Source organism: Massilia niastensis DSM 21313 (assembly GCF_000382345.1).
Lineage (GTDB): Bacteria > Pseudomonadota > Gammaproteobacteria > Burkholderiales > Burkholderiaceae_D > Telluria > Telluria niastensis.
Map to the genome: position 1 here is coordinate 1 of NZ_KB908112.1, position 23,009 is coordinate 23,009.

Here is a 23,009-nt window from a genome sequence, read left to right on the forward strand (position 1 = left end):
GGCTTCGTCAACAAGTCGGCATGGGACCTGCGTCCGACTTCGACCCAGGCCCTGAACACGGGTTCGGCCGTGTCCACCGCCGCGCTGAAGGCTATCGCCAGCTACCAGCACGTGGCCAAGGGCGTCACCCGTCCGGTCCTGGGCACCGTCGACATCGGCGCCTACGAGGCCAAGTAAGCACCCGGGCTGACGGAGCAAGCTGCCCCGTCAGTTGCCAGGCCGGCATCGGCAACGATGCCCGGCATGCATGAAAAAAGTCGTCCGGCTTGCGCCGGACGACTTTTTTTCGTTCATCACGGATGTCCGGACGAGGCAGGCCCGTCCGGAAAGCGGCTTACCAGATGATCACGCGATCCTTCGGCGCCAGGTACATCTTGTCACCCGGCTTGACGCCGAAGGCTTCGTAGAAGCCCGGCTGGTTCTTCAGGGTGCCGTTGGCGCGGTACTGGCCCGGCGAGTGCGGGTCGGTCTTGATCTGGGCGATCTGCGCCGGCTCGCGCATCTTGGTGCGCCACACCTGGCCCCAGCCCATGTAGAAGCGCTGGTCGCCGCTCAGGCCGTTGATCACGGGCGCCTTCTTGCCCTTCAGCGAGATCTTGTACGCCTTGTGGGCGATCGCCAGGCCCGAGTTGTCGCCGATGTTCTCGCCCAGGGTCAGTTCACCGTTCACGTTGTATCCCGGCAGCGGGCTGTAGGACGCGTACTGATTGATCAGCACCTTGGTCTTTTCCGCGAACTTCTTGCTGTCCTCGGCGGTCCACCAGTTGCGCATGTTGCCGTCGCCGTCGTACTGCGAACCCTGGTCGTCGAAGCCGTGGCTGATCTCGTGGCCGATCACGGCGCCGATGCCGCCGTAGTTGACCGCGTCATCCGCATTGGCGTCGAAGAACGGCGGCTGCAGGATGGCGGCCGGGAACACGATCTCGTTCAGTTCCGGGTTGTAGTAGGCGTTCACCGTCTGCGGCGTCATGCCCCACTCTTCGCGGTCGATCGGCTTGCCCAGTTTGTTCAACTCGCGGTTGTATTCCACTTCGCGCGAACGCATCACGTTGCCGACCAGGTCGTCACGCTTGATGCTCAGGGTGGAATAATCCTTCCACTTGTTCGGATAACCGATCTTCGGGGTGAACTTGGCCAGCTTGGCCTGGGCTTCCTTCTTGGTTGCCGGGCTCATCCAGTCGAGGGTATCGATCGAATCCTTGTAGGCGGCCAGCAGGTTCTTGACCAGCACTTCCATGCGCGCCTTGCGCTCGGCCGGGAAGTGTTCTTTCACGTACAGCTTGCCGACCGCATCGCCCACGCCCGACTCGAGGGTGGTGACGCCGCGCTTCCAGCGCGGTTCCAGTTGCGGGATGCCGGCCAGGGTGGTGCCGTTGAAGGCGAAGCGCTGGTCGACGAAGGCCTTCGACAGGTAGTTGGCGTAGCCGTTCACCAGGTGCAGCTGCAGGTAGGATTTCCAGGTCTCGAGCGGCACGCGCTTGACCACCTCGGCGAAGCCCTTCAGGTAGGTCGGCTGGCTGACGATCACGTAGCCGGTCTTGGCGCCGATGCCGGAGGCGTCCAGCCACGACTTCCAGTCGTAGCCCGGCGCCAGCTCGGCCAGCTTGGCCAGCTCGACCTTGTTATAGGTCTTGACCGGGTCGCGGTTCTCGACCTTGGTCCACTGCACCTTGGCCAGCTCGGTCTCGAGCTCGACGATCGCCTTGGCGTCAAGGGCGGCGTTCTTGTTGCCGGCCATGGCCAGCAGCTTCTCGACGTGCTGCTGGTACTTGGCGCGGATGTCGGCCAGCTTGGCATCGTCGGTCTTCAGATAGTAGTCGCGGTCCGGCATGCCCAGGCCGGCCTGGTACAGGTCGGCCACGTACCTGGTCGAATCCTTGGCGTCCTGGTGAATGTAGAAGACGAACGGCACGTTCACGCCGATGCGGCCCAGGTGGGCGAACACCGCCGGCAGTTCGGCCTTGTCCTTGATCGCGGCGATCTTGCCCAGTTCGCCGCTCAAGGGCGTGATGCCCAGCTGTTCCAGGCGCGCCTCGTCCATGTAGCTGGCGTAGAAGTCGCCGATCTTCTGGACTTCGGTGCCGGCCGCCGCATTCTTGTCGGCGGCCGCCTTTTCCATGATCGCGCGCAGCTGCGGCAGGGTGTCGTCGCGCAGCTGGTGGAAGGCGCCCCAGGTCGACTTGTCGGCCGGGATCTCGACCGTCTTCAGCCATTTGCCGTTCAGGTGCTCGAAGAAGTCGTCCTGCGCGCGTACCGACGGTTCCACGTACTGCAGCGCGATGCCGGACGTCAGGGTGGCGGCCTTGGCGCCGCTCTTGGCGGTGCTCCTGGCGGCGCTGCCGGTCTCGGCTTGCGCCATCGATGCCACCAGGACGAGCGCCGCGGCGCTCAGCAGATGTCGTTTCATCAGTCTCTCCAATGTTGTTTTGGTGGGGGCGAGCCGGCGCTCGTGACGCCGGCCCGTACTGCCTGTGCCGCGCTTACCAGATGGTCACGCGGTCCTTCGGCGCCAGATACATCTTGTCGCCTTCCTTCACGCCGAATGCTTCATAGAACTCCGGCAGGTTCATCACGGTGCCGTTGGCACGGAACTGGCCCGGCGAGTGCGGGTCGGTCTTGACCTGGTTGATCTGCTGCGCCTCGCGCATCTTCGAGCGCCACACCTGGCCGAAGCCCATGAAGAAGCGCTGGTCGCCAGTCAAGCCATCGATCACCGGGGCCGGCTGCTTGGCCAGCGAGATCCGGTAGGCCTTGTAGGCGATCGACAGGCCGGCGTTGTCGCCGATGTTCTCGCCCAGGGTCAGTTCGCCGTTCACGTTATAGCCCGGCAGCGGGCTGAAGGCGTTGTACTGCCTGACCAGCTTGTCGGTGCGCGCCTGGAACGCGGCGCGGTCTTCCCTGGTCCACCAGTCGCGCAGGTTGCCGTCGCCATCCGACTGGCTGCCCTTGTCGTCGAAGCCGTGGCCGATCTCGTGGCCGATCACGGCGCCGATCGCGCCGTAGTTGACGGCGTCGTCGGCGCGCATGTCGAAGAACGGCGGCTGCAGGATCGCGGCCGGGAACACGATCTCGTTCATCGAGCTGCTGTAGTAGGCGTTCACGGTCTGCGGCGTCATGCCCCATTCCTGGCGGTCGATCGGCTTGCCCAGCTTGTTGACGTTGCGGTTGTAGGCGAAGGTCGAGGCGCGCATCACGTTGCCGACCAGGTCGTCGCGCTTGACGCTCAGGGCCGCGTAGTCGCGCCACTTGTCCGGATAGCCGATCTTCGGGGTGAACTTGGCCAGCTTGGCCTGGGCCTGCTCCTTGGTCGCCGGGCTCATCCAGTCGAGCTTGTCGATCGATTCCTTGTAGGCGGCCATCAGGTTCTTCACCAGGACTTCCATGCGCGCCTTGCGCTCGGCCGGGAAGTGCTCCTTCACGTACAGCTTGCCGAGCGCCTCGCCCAGCGCGCCCTCGACGGTCGCCACGCCGATCTTCCAGTTCGGGCGCTGCTCGGTGACGCCGGTCAGCACGGTGCCGTAGAAGGCGAAGTTCTCGTCCACGAAGGCCTTCGACAGGTAGGGCGCGTATTCGCGCAGCAGCTGCCATTCGAAGTAGGACTTCAGGGTGGACAGCTCGGTTTTTTCCAGCACCTGGTTGAAGCCGGTCAGGTAGCTCGGCTGGGCCACGATCACGTACTCGAGCTTGCTGGCCACGCCGGCGGCGCCCAGGGCGGCCTTCCAGTCATAGCCCGGCGCCAGTTCGGCCAGCTTGGCCACGTCCATCCTGTTGTAGCGCTTGACCGGGTCGCGGTTCTCGACCTTGGTCCATTGCACCCTGGCCAGTTCGGTCTCGAACTCGACGATCGCCCGGGCCTGGGCCTCGGCATTCGTTTCGCCCGCCAGCGCCAGGATCTTCGCCACGTGCTTCTCGTAGGCGGCGCGGGTCTCGGCCATGCGCTTGTCGTCCAGCTTCAGGTAGTAGTCGCGGTCGGGCATGCCCAGGCCGCTCTGGCCGATATAGGTCGCGTACTTGGTGGACGCGCGCGCATCCTGGCCGACGCGGATGCCGTACGGGGTCGCCACGCCGATCTTCGACAGGTGCGCGACCAGGGTCGGGACGCCCTTCTTGTCCTTCAGCGCGCGGATGCGGGCCAGCTCGCCGGTCAGCGGCTTGTAGCCCAGGCTTTCGCGGCGCGCTTCATCCATGAAGCTGGCGTACAGGTCGCCGATCTTCCGGGCTTCGCTGCCGGACTTTGCTGCCGGATCCTGTTGCGCGGCCTCGATGATCGCGCGCAGCTGCGGCGTGGTGTCGTCGCGCAGCTTCATGAAGGTGCCCCAGCTGGCCTTGTCGCTCGGGATCTCGGTGCTCTTCAGCCACTTGCCGTTCAGGTAGGTGAAGAAGTCGTCCTGAGGACGCACGCTGGTGTCGATGTATTGCGTGTCGATGCCCGAGATGCGTGCCGATCCGGCGGTAGCCGGGGCTGGCGTGTTATCCGCCGCGTGGGCGAATGCAGCCATCAGGGACAAGGTCAAGGTGCTCAGAAGGTGTCGCTTCATGAAAATCCTCAATTGCGGGGGTAAGTCGGCTTGATAAGCCGGAAAATGTAGCACAGGGTGTCGGCGGGAATCACAGTTTCGTCTCCAGCCGTACCCCGACCGTTGCGTAAGTGCGCGATTGGGTGCTGGTGAACACGTCCGGCAGGGTCACGCTGCGCGCCGTGTCGTAGTTCTGCGACAGCAGGTTGCTGCCGAACAGGCGCAGCTGGGTATGGGCCGGGAAGCGCCACAGGCCGAACACGTCGAGCTGGCGCTTGGCGCCGGTGCGCGACAGCTCCTCGTTGCTGGCCTGGACCGCGAACTCCGGAGTCCAGTTGATGCTCGCGCCCAGGGTCAGCGGGATCGCCTTCAGGCGCCAGTCGGCGCCCAGGTTGGCGGTCTGCCCGGCCTGGCCCTCGAGGCGGTTGTACGGGCCGCGGATGTCCTCGACGTCGGACCAGAAGCGGCTGTAGTTCGCGCGCACGTCGACGTTCGGCGCTGCCGGGAACAGGTCGGACAGCTGGAACTTGGCTTCCAGTTCGATGCCGCTGGTGCGCGCCTTGCCGATGTTGGCCGGACGCGAGATCCAGCGCAGGCCTTGGGCAGTCGCCGTTTCGATGACCACGCGGCGGATCAGGTCGTCCACGTCGCGTACGAAGCCGCTCGCCGAGACGATGCCGGTGCGGCCGATGTAGTGTTCATAGGCCAGGTCGATGCCGGTGGCCAGCTCGGGCTTCAGGTCCGGATTGCCGCTGCGGTCGGGGCGCACGAAGGAATTGTCGGCCGAGATGCCCGGGGCCGCGATCATGTCGTTCAGGGGCGCGGCGCGGTAGCTGCGCGTCAGGCTGGCGCGCAGCTGGTCCTTCTCGCTGCCGGGAATGCGCCACACCGTGTGCAGCACCGGACTCCAGACGCGGCTGAGGTTCTTCACGTCCTTGCCGGCGCCCTGGCTGGTGGTGCGGATGCCTTCCCAGCGCAGGCCCAGGTAGGCCGACCAGCGCTCGGTGATGTCCCATTCGTCCTGGGCGAACAGCGCCAGGCGGCGCTGCTTGGCGGCCAGGCTGGCGCCCGATTCCTCGTACAGCGGGCTGCCGTCGTCCTCGGCCACCTGGACCTGTTCCAGGCGGTTCGCCTCGACATCCCAGCCGATCGCCAGCAGGTGGCCTTTGGCGACCGGCTTCGTGTATTTGCCGCCGGTGTTCGCGCTGCGGAAGCGCGAGTCGCCGCTGTCGTTGAAGACGCGCAGCGGCTCGCCGGCGAAGCCGAAGCTGCGGCGCAGGCTGCTGTTTTCGCTGTTGGCGCCACCGGCGCCGAACTTCACATCCAGCTTGGCGCCGCCTTCCATGCGGTGCAGCCAGTTGCCGAACAGGCGCCCGAAAGTCGCTTCCGATCTCGATGCCTGCAACAGGCGCGCATAGTCGGGCGAGCCGGCGATGCGCTCGACCTCGTTGGCCAGGCGCGAGTTGCTGCGATTGACGCCGAGGAAGGGCTGGATCGTCAGCGTGTCCTTGTTGTCGAAGGTGTAGGACACGCGCGGGCTGAGGTGCAGCCCCCTGGAGCGCGCATCGCTGCGGCCGCGCAGCAGCTGCTCGCTATCGGGCGTGCCGTCGCGCCGCTCGCTGCGGTCGTAGGTCGTGCTCTCGTTCTCGTTGCGGTTCTGGTGCAGCATCACGTTGGTGAGCCAGCCCAGCTGGCCCGACTTGCCCGGCATCGCCAGCGACACGTTGGGCGAATGCAGGCCTTTCGCCACGCTGTCGCTGACGCGGAACTGGATGTCCTTCTGCTGGTAACCCTCGCGCAGCACGATATTGATGGTGCCGGCGATCGCCTGGGTGCTGTGCTCGGCCACCGGGCCGCGCATCACCTCGATGCGCTCGACCTGGTCGGGCGGCAGCGACTCCAGCGAGAAGCCCGGCGGCGGGCGCTCGCCATTCACCAGCATCTGGGTATAGCCGTTGCCCATGCCGCGCATGCGCACCCCGCCGCCGCCGCGTCCCGGCGCACCGCCGACGGTCACGCCCGGCAGGCGCTTGAGGATGTCGCCGACATTGCTGTCGCCATTGCGGTCCAGCTCTTCGCGCCCGAACACCATCTTGCCGGCGGTCGACAGGCGGCGCTGGTCGGTGTCGTTGGCGCGGCTGCCGCTGACCGTGACCTGCTGGATCGTTGCGTCGGGTTTGGCGGCGGCGGAGCGGCCCGGGGCGGGAGATGGGGCCTGTTCCTGCGCGGCGCCGGCTTCAGGAGTGACCTGGCCGGCGGCGTGGGCGGCTGCAGTACCGAGCAGCGCCGCGCAGGCCAGGGAAGCATATGGTTTCATTCGCTATTCTTGTTCTTGCAGTGGCATCCCGGGACGCGCGGCGAAGGCGCATGCCGGCAGGGTTGAGGCATTCTAGCGGCTGAAAAACAGGCAGCGATGGCAATCAGGCTTTTTTTACTTTTCGATACATGATCTGTATGTCGGATCGATGAAACTGACATATGCATGTGTTGGACCCGGACAACAGCCTGGCAAACAGACGGTGGGAGTTGCGGAACGGAATGTACAATCCGCAGGGAGGCATCCGGGATCGCGCCCTGCGCGTTTGAGCAGTCCGGAAAGAAAAAAGCCCACGGAGGGGGCCGTGGGCGAAGACCACTTCAAAGAGTGGAGAGAGAGAAAAACTGAGATTGACTATAGGGTGCCTCTCCCCCGTTCGCTTGCACTCTTACAATTGCTTACCAACGCCAGGCAAAGCGCGAACAAGCTTGACACTTTCTCCCGATTTGTCTTTACACTCCAGGTAGTCGCACCCGCCTGGCGCCGGGCGCGCGTCCGTTTGCGCTCGCGCCCGCATGGACCGCGTGAACGGGTTTATACTGGGCTCGCGCTACCTCAGGTGTGACAATGGCGCGCGCTGCCACTACGGGTGACCCATGGGCTCCACTTTCAAGAATTCCTGTCTCGTTGGCCTTGGCGCGATTGCCGGGGTCGCCATCTCCATGCAGTTTTCCGCCCTCGCCCAGAAACCGGTCGAGGCAGGCATGCCCATGGCCGAACTGCGCCAGCTGGCCGACGTCTACGGCGTCATCAAGGCCACCTACGTCGAACCGGTCGAGGACAAGGCGCTGCTGTCGGAAGCCATTTCCGGCATGGTCGCCTCGCTCGATCCCCATTCGGCCTATCTCGACCCGCGCGCCTTCCGCGAGCTGCGCGAAGGCACCGAGGGCCGCTTCGTCGGCCTCGGCATCGAGATTTCCGAAAGCGAGGAGGGCTATGTCGAGATCGTCGCCCCGATCGAGGATTCGCCCGCTTTCCATGCCGGCATCAAGGAAGGCGACCTGATCACCGAGATCGACGGCCATCCGGTGCAGGGCCTGCCGATCAACGACGCGATCAAGCGCATGCGCGGCGAGCCGGGCACCAGGGTCACGCTCACCATCGCACGCAAGGATGCGCCGGAACCGCTGCGCTTCACCATCGTGCGCAGCGAGATCATCCAGAAAAGCGTCAAGGCCAGGATGGTCGAACCCGGCTATGCCTGGGTGCGCGTCTCGCAGTTCCAGGAGCCTACCGTGGACGACATGGCCGCCAAGCTGCAGGCGCTATACCGCGAGGATCCGGACATGAAGGGCCTGGTACTCGACCTGCGCAACGACCCGGGCGGCCTGCTGCAGGGCGCGATCGGGGTGGCGGCGGCCTTCCTGCCCAAGGATGCCGAGATCGTCTCGACCAATGGCCAGCTGGCCGATTCCAAGCAGCGCTTCTACGGGCGTCCCGAGTTCTACATGCTGCGCAGCGGTTCCGACCCGCTGGCCAGCCTGCCGTCAGCATTCAAGAGCCTGCCGATGGTGGTGCTGGTGAATACCGGCTCGGCCTCGGCCTCCGAAATCGTGGCCGGCGCGCTGCAGGACTACAAGCGCGCCATCATCCTCGGCACCCAGACCTTCGGCAAGGGCTCGGTGCAGACCATCCGCCCGATCGGCCGCGACGCGGCGGTCAAGCTGACCACGGCGCGCTACTACACCCCGGCCGGGCGCTCGATCCAGGCGCGCGGCATCGTGCCCGACTTCCCGGTCGACGAGACCGCCGAAGGCGACGGCCTGAATGCGCTGCGCATGCGCGAGGCCGACCTGGAGCGCCACCTGTCGAACGACCGCGACAAGGAAGTGGCGACGCGCCAGGACGACATCGACGAACAGGTGCGCGTGCTGGCCGAGGCGCGCCTGCGCAAGCCGGTCGACTACGGCAGCAACGAAGACTTCCAGCTGGCGCAGGCCTTGCGCCACCTCAAGGGCGAGCAGGTCCAGTTGTCCAAGGGGGCGCGCTCGACCAGGCTGGCCCAGCAGGCTGTCGAAGGCCGCTGAGCCGGCACTTGCCCCACCCTTGCGGGGACGTGGACCGACGCATGGCAAGCGGCCTGCATACCAGTCCGGATCGCCTTCAACAAGCCTGTCTCCGGCGATTCCACGTTTTAGCACGACCGTGTAGAATCGGCGCATCCTGCGGGCAAGTCCCTTTATTCCCTTTGAAAGTTTCCCGATCATGAAACCTGTCGTCATCAGCGGCACCGGCCTGTTTACGCCCGAGAACTCGATCTCCAACGACGAGCTGGTAGTGGCCTTCAACGCCTACGTCGAGCTGTTCAACCAGGAAAACGCCGCCGCGATCGCGGCCGGCGAAGCGACTGCGCTGGAGCCGTCGAGCAGCGGCTTCATCGAGAAGGCATCGGGCATCAAGTCGCGCTACGTGATGGAGAAGTCGGGCATCCTGGACCCGCACCGCATGACCGCGCGCATCGCCGAGCGCGCCGACGACCAGATCTCGCTGCAGGCCGAGATGTGCCTGGGCGCGGCGCGCGAAGCGCTGGCGCGCGCCAACAAGACCGCGGCCGACATCGACATGGTGCTGGTCGCCTGCAGCAACATGCAGCGTCCCTACCCCGCCATGGCGGTCGAAGTCCAGGAAGCGCTGGGGATCGACGGTTTCGGCTTCGACATGAACGTGGCCTGCTCCTCGGCCACCTTCGGCATCGCCACCGCGGTCGACGCGGTGCGCAACGGCCGCGCGCGCGCGGTCCTGATGCTGAATCCCGAGATCACCAGCGGCCACCTGAACTTCCGCGACCGCGACAGCCACTTCATCTTCGGCGACGCCTGCACCGCCGTGATCGTCGAGGCGGCCGAGACTGCGACCGGCGAACACCAGTGGGAGATCCTGGACAGCCAGCTCAAGACCAAGTTCTCGAACAACATCCGCAACAACTTCGGCTTCATGAACCGCTTCGACGAGGCGGGCGTGGGCCAGCCGGACAAGCTGTTCCGCCAGCAGGGCCGCAAGGTGTTCAAGGAAGTGTGCCCGATGGCGGCCGAGACGATCGCCGACACCGTGCACAAGGCCGGCCTCGAGGTGAAGGACATCTCGCGCTACTGGCTGCACCAGGCGAACCTGAACATGAACCTCCTGATCGCACGCACCCTGCTCGGGCGCGACGCGACGCCGGAGGAAGCGCCGGTGATCCTCGATACCTATGCCAACACCTCGTCGGCGGGGTCGATCATTGCATTCCACAAGTACCAGGACGATCTGCCGGCGGGAGCCAAGGGCGTGATCTGCTCGTTCGGCGCCGGCTATTCGATCGGCTGCGTCGTCGTGCGCAAGAAGTAGGGTGGACGGCTTCGCCGTCCACGCGGTGATAGTTGAAGGCAAGATCATCGCGCTCGGTATCGTGCCGCCAACTTTCGCCGCGTGGGCGGGAGGACCCGCCCACCCTACAGGCCTTTCTTAAAGCCGCGCAGCCAGCTCGGCGCCTTCGCGGATCGCGCGCTTGGCGTCGAGTTCCGCCGCCAGCGCCGCCCCGCCGATCTTGTGGAATCCCGGCCCGCCGCGCGTGCCCTCCGGCGGCATCAGCTCCGCCAGGCTCTCCTGCCCCGCGCAGATCACCACGTTATCCACTTCCAGCAGCCGCCGCTCGCCCCCGACGGTGATATGCAGCCCCGCATCGTCGATGCGCTCGTACTGCACCCCCGCCAGCATGGTCACCCCGTTGCGCACCAGGGTCGCGCGGTGCACCCAGCCCGAGGTCTTGCCCAGTCCCGCCCCCGGCCTCGTGCTCTTGCGCTGCAACAGCCACACCTGGCGCGGCGGATGCGGCTCCACCTTCGGCGCCAGCCCGCCGGGCGTGGCGACCAGCGGGTCCACGCCCCACTCGCCCATCCAGTGCGCGGCCGGCACCGGCAAGGCGACCTGCGGGTCGTGCACCAGGAACTCGCCCATGTCGAAACCGATGCCGCCGGCACCGATGACCGCCACCCGCCGGCCCACCGGCTTCCCGTGGCGCAGCACGTCGAGATAGCTCAGCACCTTTGGATGGTCGATGCCCTCGATCTTCGGATGGCGCACGGTGATGCCGGTGGCGACGATCACCTCGTCGTAGCCCTCAGCCAGCAGCTGCTCGCGGGTCGCGCGCCGGCCCAGGCGCAGCTCGACGCCGAGCAGTTCGAGCCGGCGTCCGAAATAGCGGATGGTCTCGGCGAATTCTTCCTTGCCGGGCACGCGCATGGCGACGTTGAACTGGCCGCCGATGCGGTCCAGCGCGTCGAACAGGGTGACCCGGTGGCCGCGCTCGGCCGCGACCGTGGCCGCCGACAGGCCGGCCGGCCCGGCGCCCACCACCGCGATGCGCTTCGCCTTCACCGGCTTGCGGTAGACCAGCTCGGTCTCGTGGCAGGCGCGCGGATTGACCAGGCAGGTGGCGCGCCGGTTCGAGAAGGTGTGGTCGAGGCAGGCCTGGTTGCAGGCGATGCAGGTATTGATCTCGTCGCTGCGGCCGCCGGCGGCCTTGGCGACGAACTCGGGATCGGCCAGGAAGGGACGCGCCATCGACACCAGGTCGGCCGCGCCGCCGGCCAGCAGCGCCTCGGCCTCGGCCGGCATGTTGATGCGGTTCGAGGCCACCACCGGAATGCTCACCGCGCCGCGCAGGCGCCCCGCCAGGCCGGCGAAGGCGGCGCGCGGCACCGAGGTGACGATGGTCGGGATCCGGGCCTCGTGCCAGCCGTAGCCGGTGTTCAGGATGTCGACCCCGGCCGCCTCCAGCGCCTGGGCGGTCGCCACCACTTCGTCCCAGGTGTTGCCGCCTTCGACCAGGTCGAGCAGCGAATGGCGGTACATGAGGATGAACTCGCGGCCCACGCTGGCGCGGATGCGCCGCACCACCTCGACCGGCAGGCGCATGCGGTTCTCGATCGAACCGCCCCAGGCGTCAGGGCGCTGGTTGGTGCGCGCGCACAGGAACTGGTTCAGCAGGTAGCCTTCGCTGCCCATCACCTCGACGCCGTCGTAGCCGGCCAGCTTCGCCAGTTTCGCGCAGCGCGCGTAGGCGCGGATGGTCGCTTCGATGCCGCGGTCGCTCAGCGCCTTCGGCGTGAAGCGCGAGATCGGCGACTTGAGGCTTGACGCCGAGACCACGAAGGGCTGGTAGCCGTAGCGGCCCGCGTGCAGGATCTGCAGCACGATCTTGCCGCCCTCCTCGTGCACGGCGCGGGTGACGCGCCGGTGGTTGGGCACGTCGCCGAGGAAGTTCAGGGTGCCGCCGAAGGGCAGCAGCCAGCCCTGGCGGTTGGGCGAGATGCCGCCGGTGACGATCAGGCCGACGCCGCCGCGCGCGCGTTCGCGGTAGAACGCGGCCAGCTTGCCGTAGTTGTAGAAACGGTCTTCGAGCCCGGTGTGCATCGAGCCCATGATCACGCGGTTCTTCAGGGTGGTGAAACCCAGGTCGAGCGGCGCGAGCAGGCGGGGAAAAGCGGTAGTAGAGGTCATCACGGCATTACACCGTGATTTCCTGGAGTCGTGTTTCTAAACTGGCCAGAGGCGGCTGCTCAGGCCAGGTGGCTTTCGCGGCTGCGCAGCTCGGCGAACTGCTCGATGCTGCCGATGTTGACCGTGACCGGGTGCAGGCTGGCGTTGGCCGACATCGAGCGCCAGGCGAACTGCCATTCCTGCTCCTGCGAATGGGCCAGGCTTTTCGTGAAGGCGGCGCCGAGGCGCGAACGGCTGCCGTATTCGACCGGGCCGTCGATGCCCGCCCAGTTCGGCAGCATGCGCTGCACCGCGCGGTGCAGGCGCTCGCCGAATTCCTCGGTGTTGTGGATGACCAGGCAGGTATCGGCCGGGGCCAGCACATCGAACAGGCGCTTGTCCCAGGCCTGGGAAAACGACAGGGTCAGGAAGCCGCCGGACGGAACCAGGCGGAACTGGCCGCCACGCAGCGCGGCGTCGAGCTCGGCGTGCAGTGCGTAGCGGTGGAGGGTCGGGGGGCGTTGGTAGTCGTGCATAAATTCTTTCGTGACCGCGTCAGCGGGGAGACTGCTGCGTGAGCGAAGCGACGTGCTGCATGCGCATGAAGCGCGATGCGATGAGGATCTCGCGCAGGAAGAAAACGAAGCTGCAGATCAGGCCGATCATCGCGAGCACGAAGCAGCCCGCGATGTACTGGTCGAGCGGCAGGTTGGTGGTGTCGCCCAGGAACAGCATCGCGATCACCACGCAGATCAGCAGGCCGCAGGAAGTGCTGGAGGTGATCGCGAAGTTGATCAGGTGCGAACGCTGGTACATATGCTCGAGCTCGGCGGAAAACTCTTCGTTCCGGCTTACTTTCAGGCGGTCTTCGAGCACCCGGGTGCGGTCGATGATGCGCGCCAGGCGGTTGGTCAGCACGGTCAGCTTGGTTGCCACCCCGGTCAGGAGGAAAACCGGCGCGATCGCCAGCTGGATGACATGACCGATGTCGCTGATCTGGATATTCATGAAAACACGTTCGAATTGTTGTGGTGTGTCTGGTTGCTAGTGTAGCAGCCCGCGCGGGCTGGCCTGCACTCAATCGAAGCGGCCGTGCCGCTTGAACTGTTCGGTGGCCGACACCAGCGCGCGCGCGATGCCGCTTTCCAGCGCGCCGTGGCCGGCGTCGGGAATCATGTGCAGCTTCGCGCCGGGCCAGGCCGCGTGCAGGCGGTAGGCGGACAGCGGCGGGCAGATGACGTCGTAGCGGCCCTGCACGATCACCGCCGGCAGGTGGGCGATCCGGCCGACCTCGCGCACCAGCTGGTCTTCCTCGACGAAGGCGCCGTTGGCCATGTAGTGCGATTCGAGCCGGCCCACGCCCAGGTCGAGCGTGTCGGACGAGACTTCCTCGGGCTGGGGCAGCAGGAACACCCGGCGCCCCTCGAAGCGGCTCCAGGCGCGCGCGGCCGGCCAGTATACATCCGGGTCGTGGCACAGGAGGCGGCTGGCATAGGCCTTCAGCAGGTCGCCGCGCTCTTCCTGTGGGATGGGCGCCACGAATTCCTCGTACAGCTCGGGATAGAACCAGCGCACGCCATTCAGGAACCAGTCGACTTCGGCGTGGGTGCACAGGAAGATCCCGCGCAGCACGAAGCCGAGGCAGCGCTGCGGGTGCGCCTGGCCGTAGGCCAGGGCCAGGGTCGAGCCCCACGAGCCGCCGAACACCAGCCAGCGCTCGATGCCGAACAGCGCGCGCAGGCGCTCGATGTCCTCGATCAGGAGCTGGGTGGTGTTGTTGCGCCACTCGCCCAGCGGGGTAGACTTGCCGGCGCCGCGCTGGTCGAACAGGATCACGCGGTAGGCGCGCGGATCGAAGAAGCGCCGGTGCTGGGGCGACAGCCCGGCGCCCGGGCCACCGTGCAGGAACAGCACCGGGATGCCGTCCGGGTTGCCGACTTCTTCCCAGTAGATCGTGTGCAGCTCGTCGACGGCGAGCATGCCATGGCGGTTGGGCTGGATCGGCGGGAATAGCGACGGCGGCGTGACAGGCATGGCGGCTCTCTTGGTGGGTCTGGGAACCGATTGTAGCGTACCGCCCTGCGGTTTCAGAAGAAGGTATTGACGGCGAAGCGCACCGCGTAGGCGTCGTCCACCGCCAGCAGCAGGCTCCATTTGTCGAAGGTCGTGCACGGGTGCGAGATCCCGCAGCCGACCAGGTCGCCCACCGCCAGGGCTTCGCACAGCGGGTCGCCTTCCGGCAGGCGCAGGTAGGCGTGCTGGTCGTTCAGCTTGACGATCTCGCAACCCGGCGGCAGCGGCGCAGGCAGAACCGCTTCGCTGCCGGGCCGGTGGATGAACAGCGGCACCGGCAGGTCGACATCGTAGGAGGCGTCGCGCTTGCCCATGGTCAGGATCGCCAGGGTCGGCTCGGGGCGCGACTGCACCATGCTCCAGACCTCGAGCGCCGGACGCAGGCCGCCTTGCGGCCGGCCTTCGCGCTCGTCGAGTTCCTTCAGCTGGCGGTAATAGGTGCCGTGGTCGCTGGTCAGGTAGCAGCCGCTGCGCAGGACCGCGCGCACCGGGCGCGACAGGTCCGCGATGCCGGCGAAGCCGCGCGCCACCAGGTCGAAGTAGGACGAGCCGCCGGCCGACAGCAGGATCTCCGGCGTGCCGAACAGCCCGTCGGCGTCGGCGCCGCGCACCAGGGCCACCAGCTGTTCCAGGAAGGTGTTCACGGCGGCCACGTCGGCGGCGCGGTCATGGGTGACCAGCAGGCCCTCGTAGCCTTCGAAGCCGGCCAGCGCCAGGCCCTCGGCCTGCGCGGCGGCGCGCGCCACCGCGAGCGCGGCGTCGGGGGTGCGGCAGCCGGCGCGCTTGCCCGCCAGGCCCAGCTCGACCAGCACCGGCAGCGGGCGCGCCAGTCCCTTGGCCTGCACGGCCGCCGCCAGCCGCGCCACGCCGTCCAGCGAGTCGGCCAGCACGATGCATTCGAAGTCGGGATCGCCGTGCAGCAGCGACAGCACGCTGTCGATGTCGGCGCGCGCGACCAGCTGGTTGGCCAGCAGCACGCGGCGCACGCCGAAGCGGTGCGCGAGCTGCACCTGGGTGGCGCTGGCCAGGGTGATGCCCCAGGCGCCATTGGCCAGCTGGGCGCCGAACAGCTGCGGGCTCATCGTGGTCTTGCCGTGCGGCGCCAGGGTCACGCCGTAGCGTTCGCAGAAGGCGCGCATCCAGTCGAGGTTGTGGCGCAGCGCCGATTCCTTGAGCACCGCGACCGGGAAACTGGTGTCGCCACGCAGGATGTTCCAGCCCTGGACCGGGATCGCGCCCTGGCGCAGGGGCTCGCGCAGGGGCAGGCCCTTGGTGCCGGGGTGGAGCAGTTGTTCTTCGAGGCCGGACAGCGCGAGGCCGCCGTGGGGTAAGGTGTGCATGGGGTCGTGGCTTGATGACGGGCGGATGAATATTGTAAGCCCGCTGCCAGGACCGCAAAGAAAAAAGCACCGCCGAAGCGGTGCTTTTTGACGCGATGCGACGCGCGGATCAGAACATGTGCTGACCGCCGTTGATCGCGATGTTGGCGCCGGTAACGAAGGCAGCCTCGTCCGAGGACAGGTAGGCCACCAGGCCCGCCACTTCTTCCGGTTTGCCCAGGCGGCCCATCGGAATCTGCGGCAGGATCTTCGTTTCCAGCACTTCGCTCGGGATGTCCATCACCATCTTGGTGCCGATGTAGCCCGGCGAGATGGTGTTGACGGTCACGCCCTTGCGCGCCACTTCCAGCGCCAGCGCCTTGGTGAAGCCGTGCATGCCGGCCTTGGCTGCCGAGTAGTTGGTCTGGCCGAAAGCGCCCTTCTGGCCGTTCACCGACGAGATGTTGATGATCCGGCCCCAGCCGCGCTCGACCATGCCGTCGCAGACCGGCTTGGTCATGTTGAACACGGAGTCCAGGTTGGTCTTCATGACCAGGTCCCAGTTCGGCTTGTCCATTTTCTTGAAGGTCATGTCGCGGGTGATGCCCGCGTTGTTGACCAGCACGTCGACCGGGCCGACATCCTGCTCGATCTGGCGCACGCACTGCTGCGCCGAATCGTAGTCCGCCACGTCGCAGGCATAGGCCTTGAAGTCCAGGCCCTGCTCGCGCATCGTGCTCAGCCAGGCGTCTGCCTTGGTGTTACCCGGCGAAAAGGTCGTGACAACCCGATATCCCAGTGCAGCCAACTTGATGCAGACCGCTTCGCCCAGGCCGCCCATGCCGCCCGTCACTAATGCTACTCGTGCCATTGTCTTCTCCAGATTTTTAGTTAATCACGTCCCTATACTTCCACAGCGTCAGTCGCGCTCCACCGCCAGCGCCACACCCATGCCGCCGCCGATACACAGGCTGGCCAGGCCGCGCTTGGCGTCGCGCCTGATCATTTCGTACAGCAGGGTGACCAGCACGCGGGCGCCGGACGCGCCGATCGGGTGACCGAGCGCGATTGCGCCACCGTTCACGTTGATCTTCGAGGTGTCCCAGCCCATTTCCTTGTTCACGGCGATGGCCTGGGCAGCGAAGGCCTCGTTGATTTCCATCAGGTCCACGTCCTCGTGCTTCCAACCGGCCTTCTGCAGGCACAGTTTCGACGCCGATACCGGGCCCATGCCCATGACCGATGGGTCCAGGCCGGCCGAGGAATAAGCCTTGATGCGCGCCAGCGGGGTCAGGCCCAGCTCGCGCGCCTTGCTGGCGCTCATCATGATCACAGCTGCCGCGCCGTCGTTCAGGCCGGACGCATTGCCGGCGGTGACGCTGCCTTCCTTGTTGAAGGCCGGACGCAGGCTGGACAGCCCTTCGAGGGTGGCGCCATGTTTCGGGTATTCATCGGTGTCGAACACTACCGTGCCTTTCTTGGACGGAATCTCGATCGGGATGATCTCGTCCTTGAAGCGGCCTGCCTTCTGGGCGGCCTCGGCTTTGAGTTGCGATTGCAAGGCGAATTCATCCTGCTCCGCGCGCGACACTTCGTACTTGCGCGCGACGTTTTCGGCCGTCACGCCCATGTGGTACTGGTTGTAGACGTCCCACAGGCCGTCCACGATCATCGTATCGGTCAGCTTGGCGTCACCCATGCGGAAACCGTCACGCGAGCCGCTGAGCACGTGCGGGGACGCGCTCATGTTTTCCTGTCCGCCGGCGATGACGATCTCCGCGTCGCCGCAGCGGATCGCCTGGGTCGCCAGGTGGGTCGCCTTCAGGCCGCTGCCGCACACCTTGTTGATGGTGTAGGCGGGAACCATGTCCGGCAAGCCGGCCTTGATGACCGACTGGCGGGCCGGATTCTGGCCCACGCCCGCAGTCAGCACCTGACCCATGATCACTTCGCTGATGGTTGCAGGATCGATCCCCGTCTTCGCGAGCAGGTGCCGGATCACCTGCGCGCCGAGTTCGGCGGCTGGGATCTTGGCGAGCGTGCCGCCGAATTTGCCGACTGCAGTGCGGCCGGCGGCCACGATTACTACGTCTTCCATGTCAATCTCCGTTCTCCCGGCCCGACAGGCCGGCTGGTTGAGAAAGCGTGCTGGCGCTGCACCGTGCGCCAGCGTTGCGAAAACCCATGCATATTACGATCGGGGGTCTGCTTAAATGTTTAAGCAGAGTCAATCTTATCAGTTTATTCATTAAATACAACCTGTCAGGATGCTCATTCAGCCTGCTGAGCGACTTATTTTTACTACATAGGCAAAGCGTCAATTTCCGCTAGGAATGATGCGTACACGCTTGTCCATTCCCGTAAATTTCACAGTAGAATGCACGAGCGCAACGCCAACCATTCCCGTTTTATGCCGAAAACCACCCTGCCAATCGAAATCAAGATTTCCACGGTCGTCGCCATCTCGACTATCCTGCACTCGGCCGATCCGGTAGCCATCGACGCGGCGCTGACCCAGATGACCGGCGGGGTGTCGGACTTTTTCGAAGACGAATTCGCGGTCATCGATGTTGCGTCGATCACACACGAGGCCCCGGCGATCGACTGGCGGGCCCTGGTGGCGCTGCTCAAGAAATACCGGCTCAACGCCGTGGCGGTGCGCGGCGCCAGCCCGGCGATGACCGATGCGATCCGGGCCCACGGGCTGGCGCTGGACGACGGCTCGAGCGGCGCGCGTGCGCCCGAGAGCGGCGCAGCGGCCGCCGCCCCGGCGCCCGAGCCCGCTCCGGCGCCCGTCCCTATTCCGGCCCCTATTCCGGCCCCTGCCGCCGCGCCGGCGCCGGCGCCGGCGGCGATGATCATCGACACCCCGGTGCGCGCCGGCCAGCGCATCTATGCGCGCGGCGGCGACCTGATCATCACGGCGGTGGTCAACAATGGCGCGGAAATCATCGCCGACGGCAGCATCCACGTGTACGCGCCCCTCAACGGCCGCGCACTGGCGGGCGCTTCCGGCAACGCCGGGGCGCGCATCTTCGCGCTCTCGATGCAGCCGGAACTGGTGTCGATCGCGGGCGTGTACCGCACCTTCGACGAAGGTGTCCCGAACGACCTGTCGCGCCAGCCATCGCAGATCCGGCTGGTCGGCGACCGGATCGAAATCCATTCGCTGGCACCGGCATCGTCGCGCGCCTGATCCCCGAACTCCCAGATATTGAAAAAGGACTTTTTTGTGGCACGAATTATTGTTGTGACGTCCGGCAAGGGCGGTGTGGGCAAAACGACCTCGAGCGCAAGCTTTTCGACCGGACTGGCCCTGCGCGGCCACAAGACCGCGGTCATCGATTTCGACGTGGGCCTGCGTAACCTCGACCTGATCATGGGCTGCGAACGCCGCGTGGTCTACGACCTGATCAACGTCATCAATGGCGAAGCGAGCCTGAACCAGGCGCTGATCAAGGACAAGCACTGCGACAACCTGTTCATCCTGCCGGCGTCGCAAACGCGCGACAAGGAGGCCCTGAGCGAAGAAGGCGTCGAGCGCGTCCTGAACGACATGGTCAAGATGGGCTTCGACTTCATCATCTGCGATTCGCCCGCCGGCATCGAGCACGGCGCGCTGATGGCGCTGACCTTCGCCGACGAAGCGATCGTCGTGACCAACCCGGAAGTGTCGTCGGTGCGCGACTCCGACCGCATCCTCGGCATCCTGCAGGCCAAGTCGCGCCGCGCCCAGAGCGGTTCGGAGCCGGTCAAGGAACACCTCCTGATCACCCGCTACTCGCCGAAGCGCGTCGAAAACGACGAAATGCTGTCTTACCAGGATGTCCAGGAAATCCTGCGCATCCCGCTGATCGGCATCATTCCGGAATCGGAATCGGTGCTGCATGCCTCGAACCAGGGCAACCCGGCGATCCATTTCAAGGGAACCGACGTGTCCGATGCGTACGAGGACGTGGTGGCGCGCTTCCTGGGCGAGGAGCGTACGCTGCGCTTCACGAACTACGAGAAGCCCGGCCTGTTCCAGCGCATTTTCGGAGCCAAGTGATATGCCCCTGCTCTCCTTCCTCTTCCCGGAAAAAAAGAAGAGCGCGACAGCCGCCAAGGAACGCCTGCAGATCATCATTGCACGCGAACGCACCAACCGCGCCGGTCCGGACTTCCTGCCGGCCCTGCACCGCGAACTGATCGAGGTGATCTCGAAGTACACCAAGGTCAACGCGGACGACATCAAGATCTCGCTCGACCGCCAGGGCAACCTGGAGGTGCTCGACGTGAACGTGGTGCTGCCCGACGCCTGATCCTTCCTGCGCCGGTCCCCGATGCCCGCGTCAGGCGGGCATCGTCTTTTGTGCGCCACGTAGGTGGGCGGGTTTCCCGCCCACCTACGTTTCGTTCCGTCAGGACGGCCGGATCTCCTCGTCCGCCTTCTTCTCGGTCCAGGCCGGCACCGGCGCCTCGGCCTTGTCGAGGTCGACCATCGAGGCCGACTCCAGCTCGCGCGCCACGCGCACGCAGGCTTCGACGTGCTGGTCGCCCATCTTCTTGAACAGCACGTAGCCGATCGCCGCCGAGGCGATCTGTCCCGCCAGCGGCACGACCTTGCTCACCGTCTTGGCCGCGATCCTTCCGCTGGAACGCCGGAACAGCCGCATCACCAGGCCGCGCGTGATCAGCTTACCCACCAGCATGCCGCCGACCGAGGCCGCGGCCTCATAGGCGAGCACCCGCAGGCGCGGGTGCAGCCGCTCGATCTGCTTCTGGGTCAGGCCGAATTCCTGGTTGATCTCGTCGACCAGCACGGTGAAGGCGGTCAGGTCGGACAGGATGTCCACCACCGGCAGCGGCACCGCCGCCACGCCGGCCGAAATCGCGGCGCGCTTCCTCACCATCTGCATGCAGCGCGCCCGCGCCTGTTCGATTTCCGCGCCGGCAACCGGTACGCGCCCGGAATCGTCAATGACTTGTTTGCGTCGAAACAACATATCCTTACCTCCGCTTGTGTTGACCTGGCTGTTCCCGAGTGTACTCCCTCGCCTGCCGCGCCTCCGTGGTCCCTTTCACACAACACATGAGTGGCAACAAATGTAAATTCGATGTTTTCCTATAGCACTATTTTGTGAAAGTCTGATATATTTGGTTTAACGTTGTAGGACTCTTCCTACAACGGCAACTTTTAACTTAAGCGTCAACATGAAGATTGCCGTACTGGAACAAGACCGTCCCCAAGCAGACCTGATTTGCCAGGTCCTGAGCGCTGCTGGCCACAGCTGCCAACCGTATCAAAGCGCCAAGGATTTGCTCGGTCAGCTGCGGAAGGAGAGCGCGGACATGCTCCTGATGGACTGGAGCGTGACCGACATGGAAGGCGCCGAAGTGCTGCGCCGCGCCAAGGAAAAGCTGGCGGCCAATGCTCCGACGATGTTCCTGGTTGGCAACAATGCCGAAGACGACATCATGGCCGGCGTCGCCGCCGGCGCCGACGACTATTTGGTCAAGCCGCTGCGCCGCGGCGAACTGGTGGCGCGCGCCTCGGCCCTGCTGCGCCGCGCCTATCCGTCGCAGAACAGCGCCGAGCAGCTGCAATTCGGCCCGTATGTCTTCGAGACCCGCCCGGGCCGCCTGCTGAAGGACGGTGCGGTCATCGACGTGACCCAGAAGGAGTTTTCGCTGGCGCTGCTGTTCTTCCGCAACATCGGCCGCCCGCTGTCGCGCGCCTACATCCACGAATCGGTCTGGGTCCGCGATACCGAAGTGCCGTCGCGCACCATGGACACCCACGTCTCGCGCGTGCGCAACAAACTCCACCTGCGGCCGGAAAACGGTTTCCGCCTGGTGCCGGTCTATAGCTATGGCTACAGGCTGGAAAAGCTGGGCGCCTGAAACCCTTTCGCCATGAGGGTATAATGGGATCATCCCTTGATTACCCTCCTCTCGGAATGCAACTGCTTGCCGTCGGCCTGAACCACACCACAGCACCGGTCTCGCTGCGCGAGCAACTGGCGCTTGCGCCCGACCAGCTCGGCAAGGCGGTGCAGGCGGCGCGCGTCTGGTTCGCGCGCCAGGGTTCCAGCGGCGCCGACGAAGCGGCCATCCTCTCGACCTGCAACCGCACCGAGCTCTACGCGGCACACAGCCTGCCCCATCCCCTCGACGCCTCGGCCCAGTTCCTGGCGCATTATCATGCGCTCAACTATGCCGAGCTGCGCCCGCACCTCTACCTGCTGCCGCAGGACGACGCGGTGCGCCATGCGTTCCGGGTCGCCTCGGGCCTCGATTCCATGGTGCTGGGCGAACCGCAGATCCTGGGCCAGATGAAGGACGCCGTGCGCACCGCCGAGGAAGCGGGCGGCCTGGGCACCTACCTGCACCAGCTGTTCCAGCGCAGCTTCGCGGTGGCCAAGGAAGTGCGCAGCACCACCGAGATCGGCGCCCACAGCGTGTCGATGGCCGCCGCCGCGGTGCGCCTGTCGCAGCGCATCTTCGACCGCATCGCCGACCAGAACGTGCTGTTCATCGGCGCCGGCGAGATGATCGAGCTGTGCGCGGCCCACTTCGCGGCCCAGAACCCGAAATCGATCACCATCGCCAACCGCACCATGGAGCGCGGCGAGGCGCTGGCGACCCGCTACAACGGCAAGGCCATCCGCCTGGCCGACCTGTCCGACAGCCTGCACCAGTTCGACATCGTGATCTCGTGCACCGCCTCGACCCTGCCGCTGATCGGTCTCGGCCTGGTCGAACGCGCGATCAAGACGCGCCGCCACCGCCCGGTGTTCATGGTCGACCTGGCCGTGCCGCGCGATATCGAACCCGAAGTCGCGCGCCTGGACGACGTGTTCCTGTACACCGTGGACGACCTCGCGCAGGTGGTCCAGACCGGCATGGAAAGCCGCCAGGCCGCCGTCCGCCAGGCCGAGGCCATCATCGAGAACCGCGTCCAGTCCTTCATGCACTGGGTCGGCGACCGCGCCATGGTGCCGGTGATCCGCGACCTGCACGAATCGAGCGAGGCGCTGCGCCTGGCTGAACTGGACCGTGCACGCAAGCTGCTGGCGCGCGGCGACGACGTCGACGCCGTGCTCGAAGCGCTGTCCAGGGGCCTGACCGCGAAGTTCCTGCACGGCCCGCAACAGGCCCTGCACCATGCCCAGGGCGACGAGCGCGCCCGTCTCGCGGCCCTGCTGCCACAGCTGTTCCGCGGCCGCCGTTAGCGGCCCTCCCTTCTTTCCCGCTCCTTGCGTGCGCCTGGCGCGCAGGCGCATTCCTGCCGCTATACTCGCGGCGATCCGTCTCCTTATCCGTCTTGTTCCGGGAATCCGT

General features: G+C 66.0%; 19 protein-coding genes. 8 read left to right on the forward strand and 11 right to left on the reverse strand.

The window, feature by feature from the left end; genetic code table 11:
* Nucleotides 1–27: 27 nt before the first annotated feature.
* Nucleotides 28–177 carry a choice-of-anchor Q domain-containing protein gene (locus tag H162_RS35760; RefSeq protein WP_371846851.1) on the forward strand — a complete coding sequence of 50 codons (150 nt, stop codon included), beginning with the start codon at nucleotides 28–30 and terminating at the stop codon, nucleotides 175–177.
* 157 nt (nucleotides 178–334) lie between these two features.
* Here H162_RS35760 and H162_RS0119610 read toward each other — a convergent pair whose 3' ends face one another.
* The 3 genes from H162_RS0119610 to H162_RS0119620 form a co-directional block, all read right to left on the reverse strand.
* Complete coding sequence (locus tag H162_RS0119610; RefSeq protein WP_020655196.1) at nucleotides 335–2,407, reverse strand: M13 family metallopeptidase; 2,073 nt, start codon at nucleotides 2,405–2,407, stop codon at nucleotides 335–337.
* A gap of 73 nt (nucleotides 2,408–2,480) precedes the next feature.
* Nucleotides 2,481–4,538: a M13 family metallopeptidase gene (locus tag H162_RS0119615; protein WP_026354855.1), complete on the reverse strand. Its 2,058-nt coding sequence runs from the start codon at nucleotides 4,536–4,538 to the stop codon at nucleotides 2,481–2,483.
* Between the two features lie 70 nt (nucleotides 4,539–4,608).
* Nucleotides 4,609–6,834: a TonB-dependent receptor plug domain-containing protein gene (locus H162_RS0119620; protein WP_020655198.1), complete on the reverse strand. Its 2,226-nt coding sequence runs from the start codon at nucleotides 6,832–6,834 to the stop codon at nucleotides 4,609–4,611.
* A gap of 596 nt (nucleotides 6,835–7,430) precedes the next feature.
* Between H162_RS0119620 and H162_RS0119625 the strand changes: the two genes are divergently transcribed.
* Both H162_RS0119625 and H162_RS0119630 read left to right on the forward strand, forming a co-directional pair.
* Nucleotides 7,431–8,861 carry a S41 family peptidase gene (locus H162_RS0119625; protein WP_026354856.1) on the forward strand — a complete coding sequence of 477 codons (1,431 nt, stop codon included), beginning with the start codon at nucleotides 7,431–7,433 and terminating at the stop codon, nucleotides 8,859–8,861.
* A gap of 178 nt (nucleotides 8,862–9,039) precedes the next feature.
* Nucleotides 9,040–10,161, forward strand: coding sequence for a beta-ketoacyl-ACP synthase III (locus H162_RS0119630; RefSeq protein ID WP_020655200.1), 1,122 nt, complete (start codon nucleotides 9,040–9,042; stop codon nucleotides 10,159–10,161).
* A gap of 117 nt (nucleotides 10,162–10,278) precedes the next feature.
* Here the strand turns inward: H162_RS0119630 and H162_RS0119635 are convergent, their stop codons facing one another.
* From H162_RS0119635 to H162_RS0119665, 7 genes are all read right to left on the reverse strand, one after another.
* Nucleotides 10,279–12,315, reverse strand: a complete 2,037-nt coding sequence (locus H162_RS0119635) for an NADPH-dependent 2,4-dienoyl-CoA reductase (RefSeq protein WP_020655201.1) — start codon at nucleotides 12,313–12,315, stop codon at nucleotides 10,279–10,281.
* Nucleotides 12,316–12,374: 59 nt separating this feature from the next.
* Complete coding sequence (locus H162_RS0119640; protein ID WP_020655202.1) at nucleotides 12,375–12,830, reverse strand: hypothetical protein; 456 nt, start codon at nucleotides 12,828–12,830, stop codon at nucleotides 12,375–12,377.
* Nucleotides 12,831–12,849: 19 nt separating this feature from the next.
* Nucleotides 12,850–13,302, reverse strand: coding sequence for a DUF2721 domain-containing protein (locus H162_RS0119645; protein ID WP_020655203.1), 453 nt, complete (start codon nucleotides 13,300–13,302; stop codon nucleotides 12,850–12,852).
* 69 nt (nucleotides 13,303–13,371) lie between these two features.
* Nucleotides 13,372–14,328, reverse strand: a complete 957-nt coding sequence (pip, locus tag H162_RS0119650; RefSeq protein WP_020655204.1) for a prolyl aminopeptidase — start codon at nucleotides 14,326–14,328, stop codon at nucleotides 13,372–13,374.
* Between the two features lie 53 nt (nucleotides 14,329–14,381).
* Nucleotides 14,382–15,707 (reverse strand): amino acid deaminase, encoded by a 1,326-nt coding sequence (locus H162_RS0119655; protein ID WP_020655205.1) that lies wholly within the window; start codon nucleotides 15,705–15,707, stop codon nucleotides 14,382–14,384.
* Between the two features lie 109 nt (nucleotides 15,708–15,816).
* A complete protein-coding gene (gene phbB, locus H162_RS0119660) occupies nucleotides 15,817–16,557 on the reverse strand; it encodes an acetoacetyl-CoA reductase (protein WP_026354857.1) in 741 nt (246 codons plus the stop codon).
* A gap of 48 nt (nucleotides 16,558–16,605) precedes the next feature.
* Nucleotides 16,606–17,784 carry an acetyl-CoA C-acetyltransferase gene (locus H162_RS0119665; RefSeq protein WP_020655207.1) on the reverse strand — a complete coding sequence of 393 codons (1,179 nt, stop codon included), beginning with the start codon at nucleotides 17,782–17,784 and terminating at the stop codon, nucleotides 16,606–16,608.
* A 312-nt stretch (nucleotides 17,785–18,096) separates the two neighbouring features.
* Between H162_RS0119665 and minC the strand changes: the two genes are divergently transcribed.
* The 3 genes from minC to minE are packed head-to-tail and all read left to right on the forward strand — an operon-like array spanning nucleotide 18,097 to nucleotide 19,987.
* The gene (gene minC / locus H162_RS0119670) at nucleotides 18,097–18,882 is read left to right on the forward strand and encodes a septum site-determining protein MinC (RefSeq protein ID WP_040787742.1); all 786 of its coding nucleotides are present in this window, start codon (nucleotides 18,097–18,099) and stop codon (nucleotides 18,880–18,882) included.
* A gap of 36 nt (nucleotides 18,883–18,918) precedes the next feature.
* Nucleotides 18,919–19,734 carry a septum site-determining protein MinD gene (gene minD, locus H162_RS0119675; RefSeq protein ID WP_026354858.1) on the forward strand — a complete coding sequence of 272 codons (816 nt, stop codon included), beginning with the start codon at nucleotides 18,919–18,921 and terminating at the stop codon, nucleotides 19,732–19,734.
* Between the two features lies 1 nt (nucleotide 19,735).
* The gene (gene minE, locus H162_RS0119680; protein ID WP_020655210.1) at nucleotides 19,736–19,987 is read left to right on the forward strand and encodes a cell division topological specificity factor MinE; all 252 of its coding nucleotides are present in this window, start codon (nucleotides 19,736–19,738) and stop codon (nucleotides 19,985–19,987) included.
* Between the two features lie 99 nt (nucleotides 19,988–20,086).
* On the opposite strand, the gene H162_RS0119685 is transcribed toward minE, so the two are convergent.
* The gene (locus tag H162_RS0119685; protein ID WP_156885707.1) at nucleotides 20,087–20,671 is read right to left on the reverse strand and encodes a hypothetical protein; all 585 of its coding nucleotides are present in this window, start codon (nucleotides 20,669–20,671) and stop codon (nucleotides 20,087–20,089) included.
* A 208-nt stretch (nucleotides 20,672–20,879) separates the two neighbouring features.
* Between H162_RS0119685 and H162_RS0119690 the strand changes: the two genes are divergently transcribed.
* On the forward strand, nucleotides 20,880–21,569 hold the full coding sequence (locus tag H162_RS0119690; RefSeq protein ID WP_026354860.1) for a response regulator transcription factor: 690 nt from the start codon (nucleotides 20,880–20,882) through the stop codon (nucleotides 21,567–21,569).
* Nucleotides 21,570–21,625: 56 nt separating this feature from the next.
* Nucleotides 21,626–22,900, forward strand: a complete 1,275-nt coding sequence (gene hemA / locus H162_RS0119695; protein WP_020655213.1) for a glutamyl-tRNA reductase — start codon at nucleotides 21,626–21,628, stop codon at nucleotides 22,898–22,900.
* The last annotated feature ends 109 nt before the right edge of the window (nucleotides 22,901–23,009 follow it).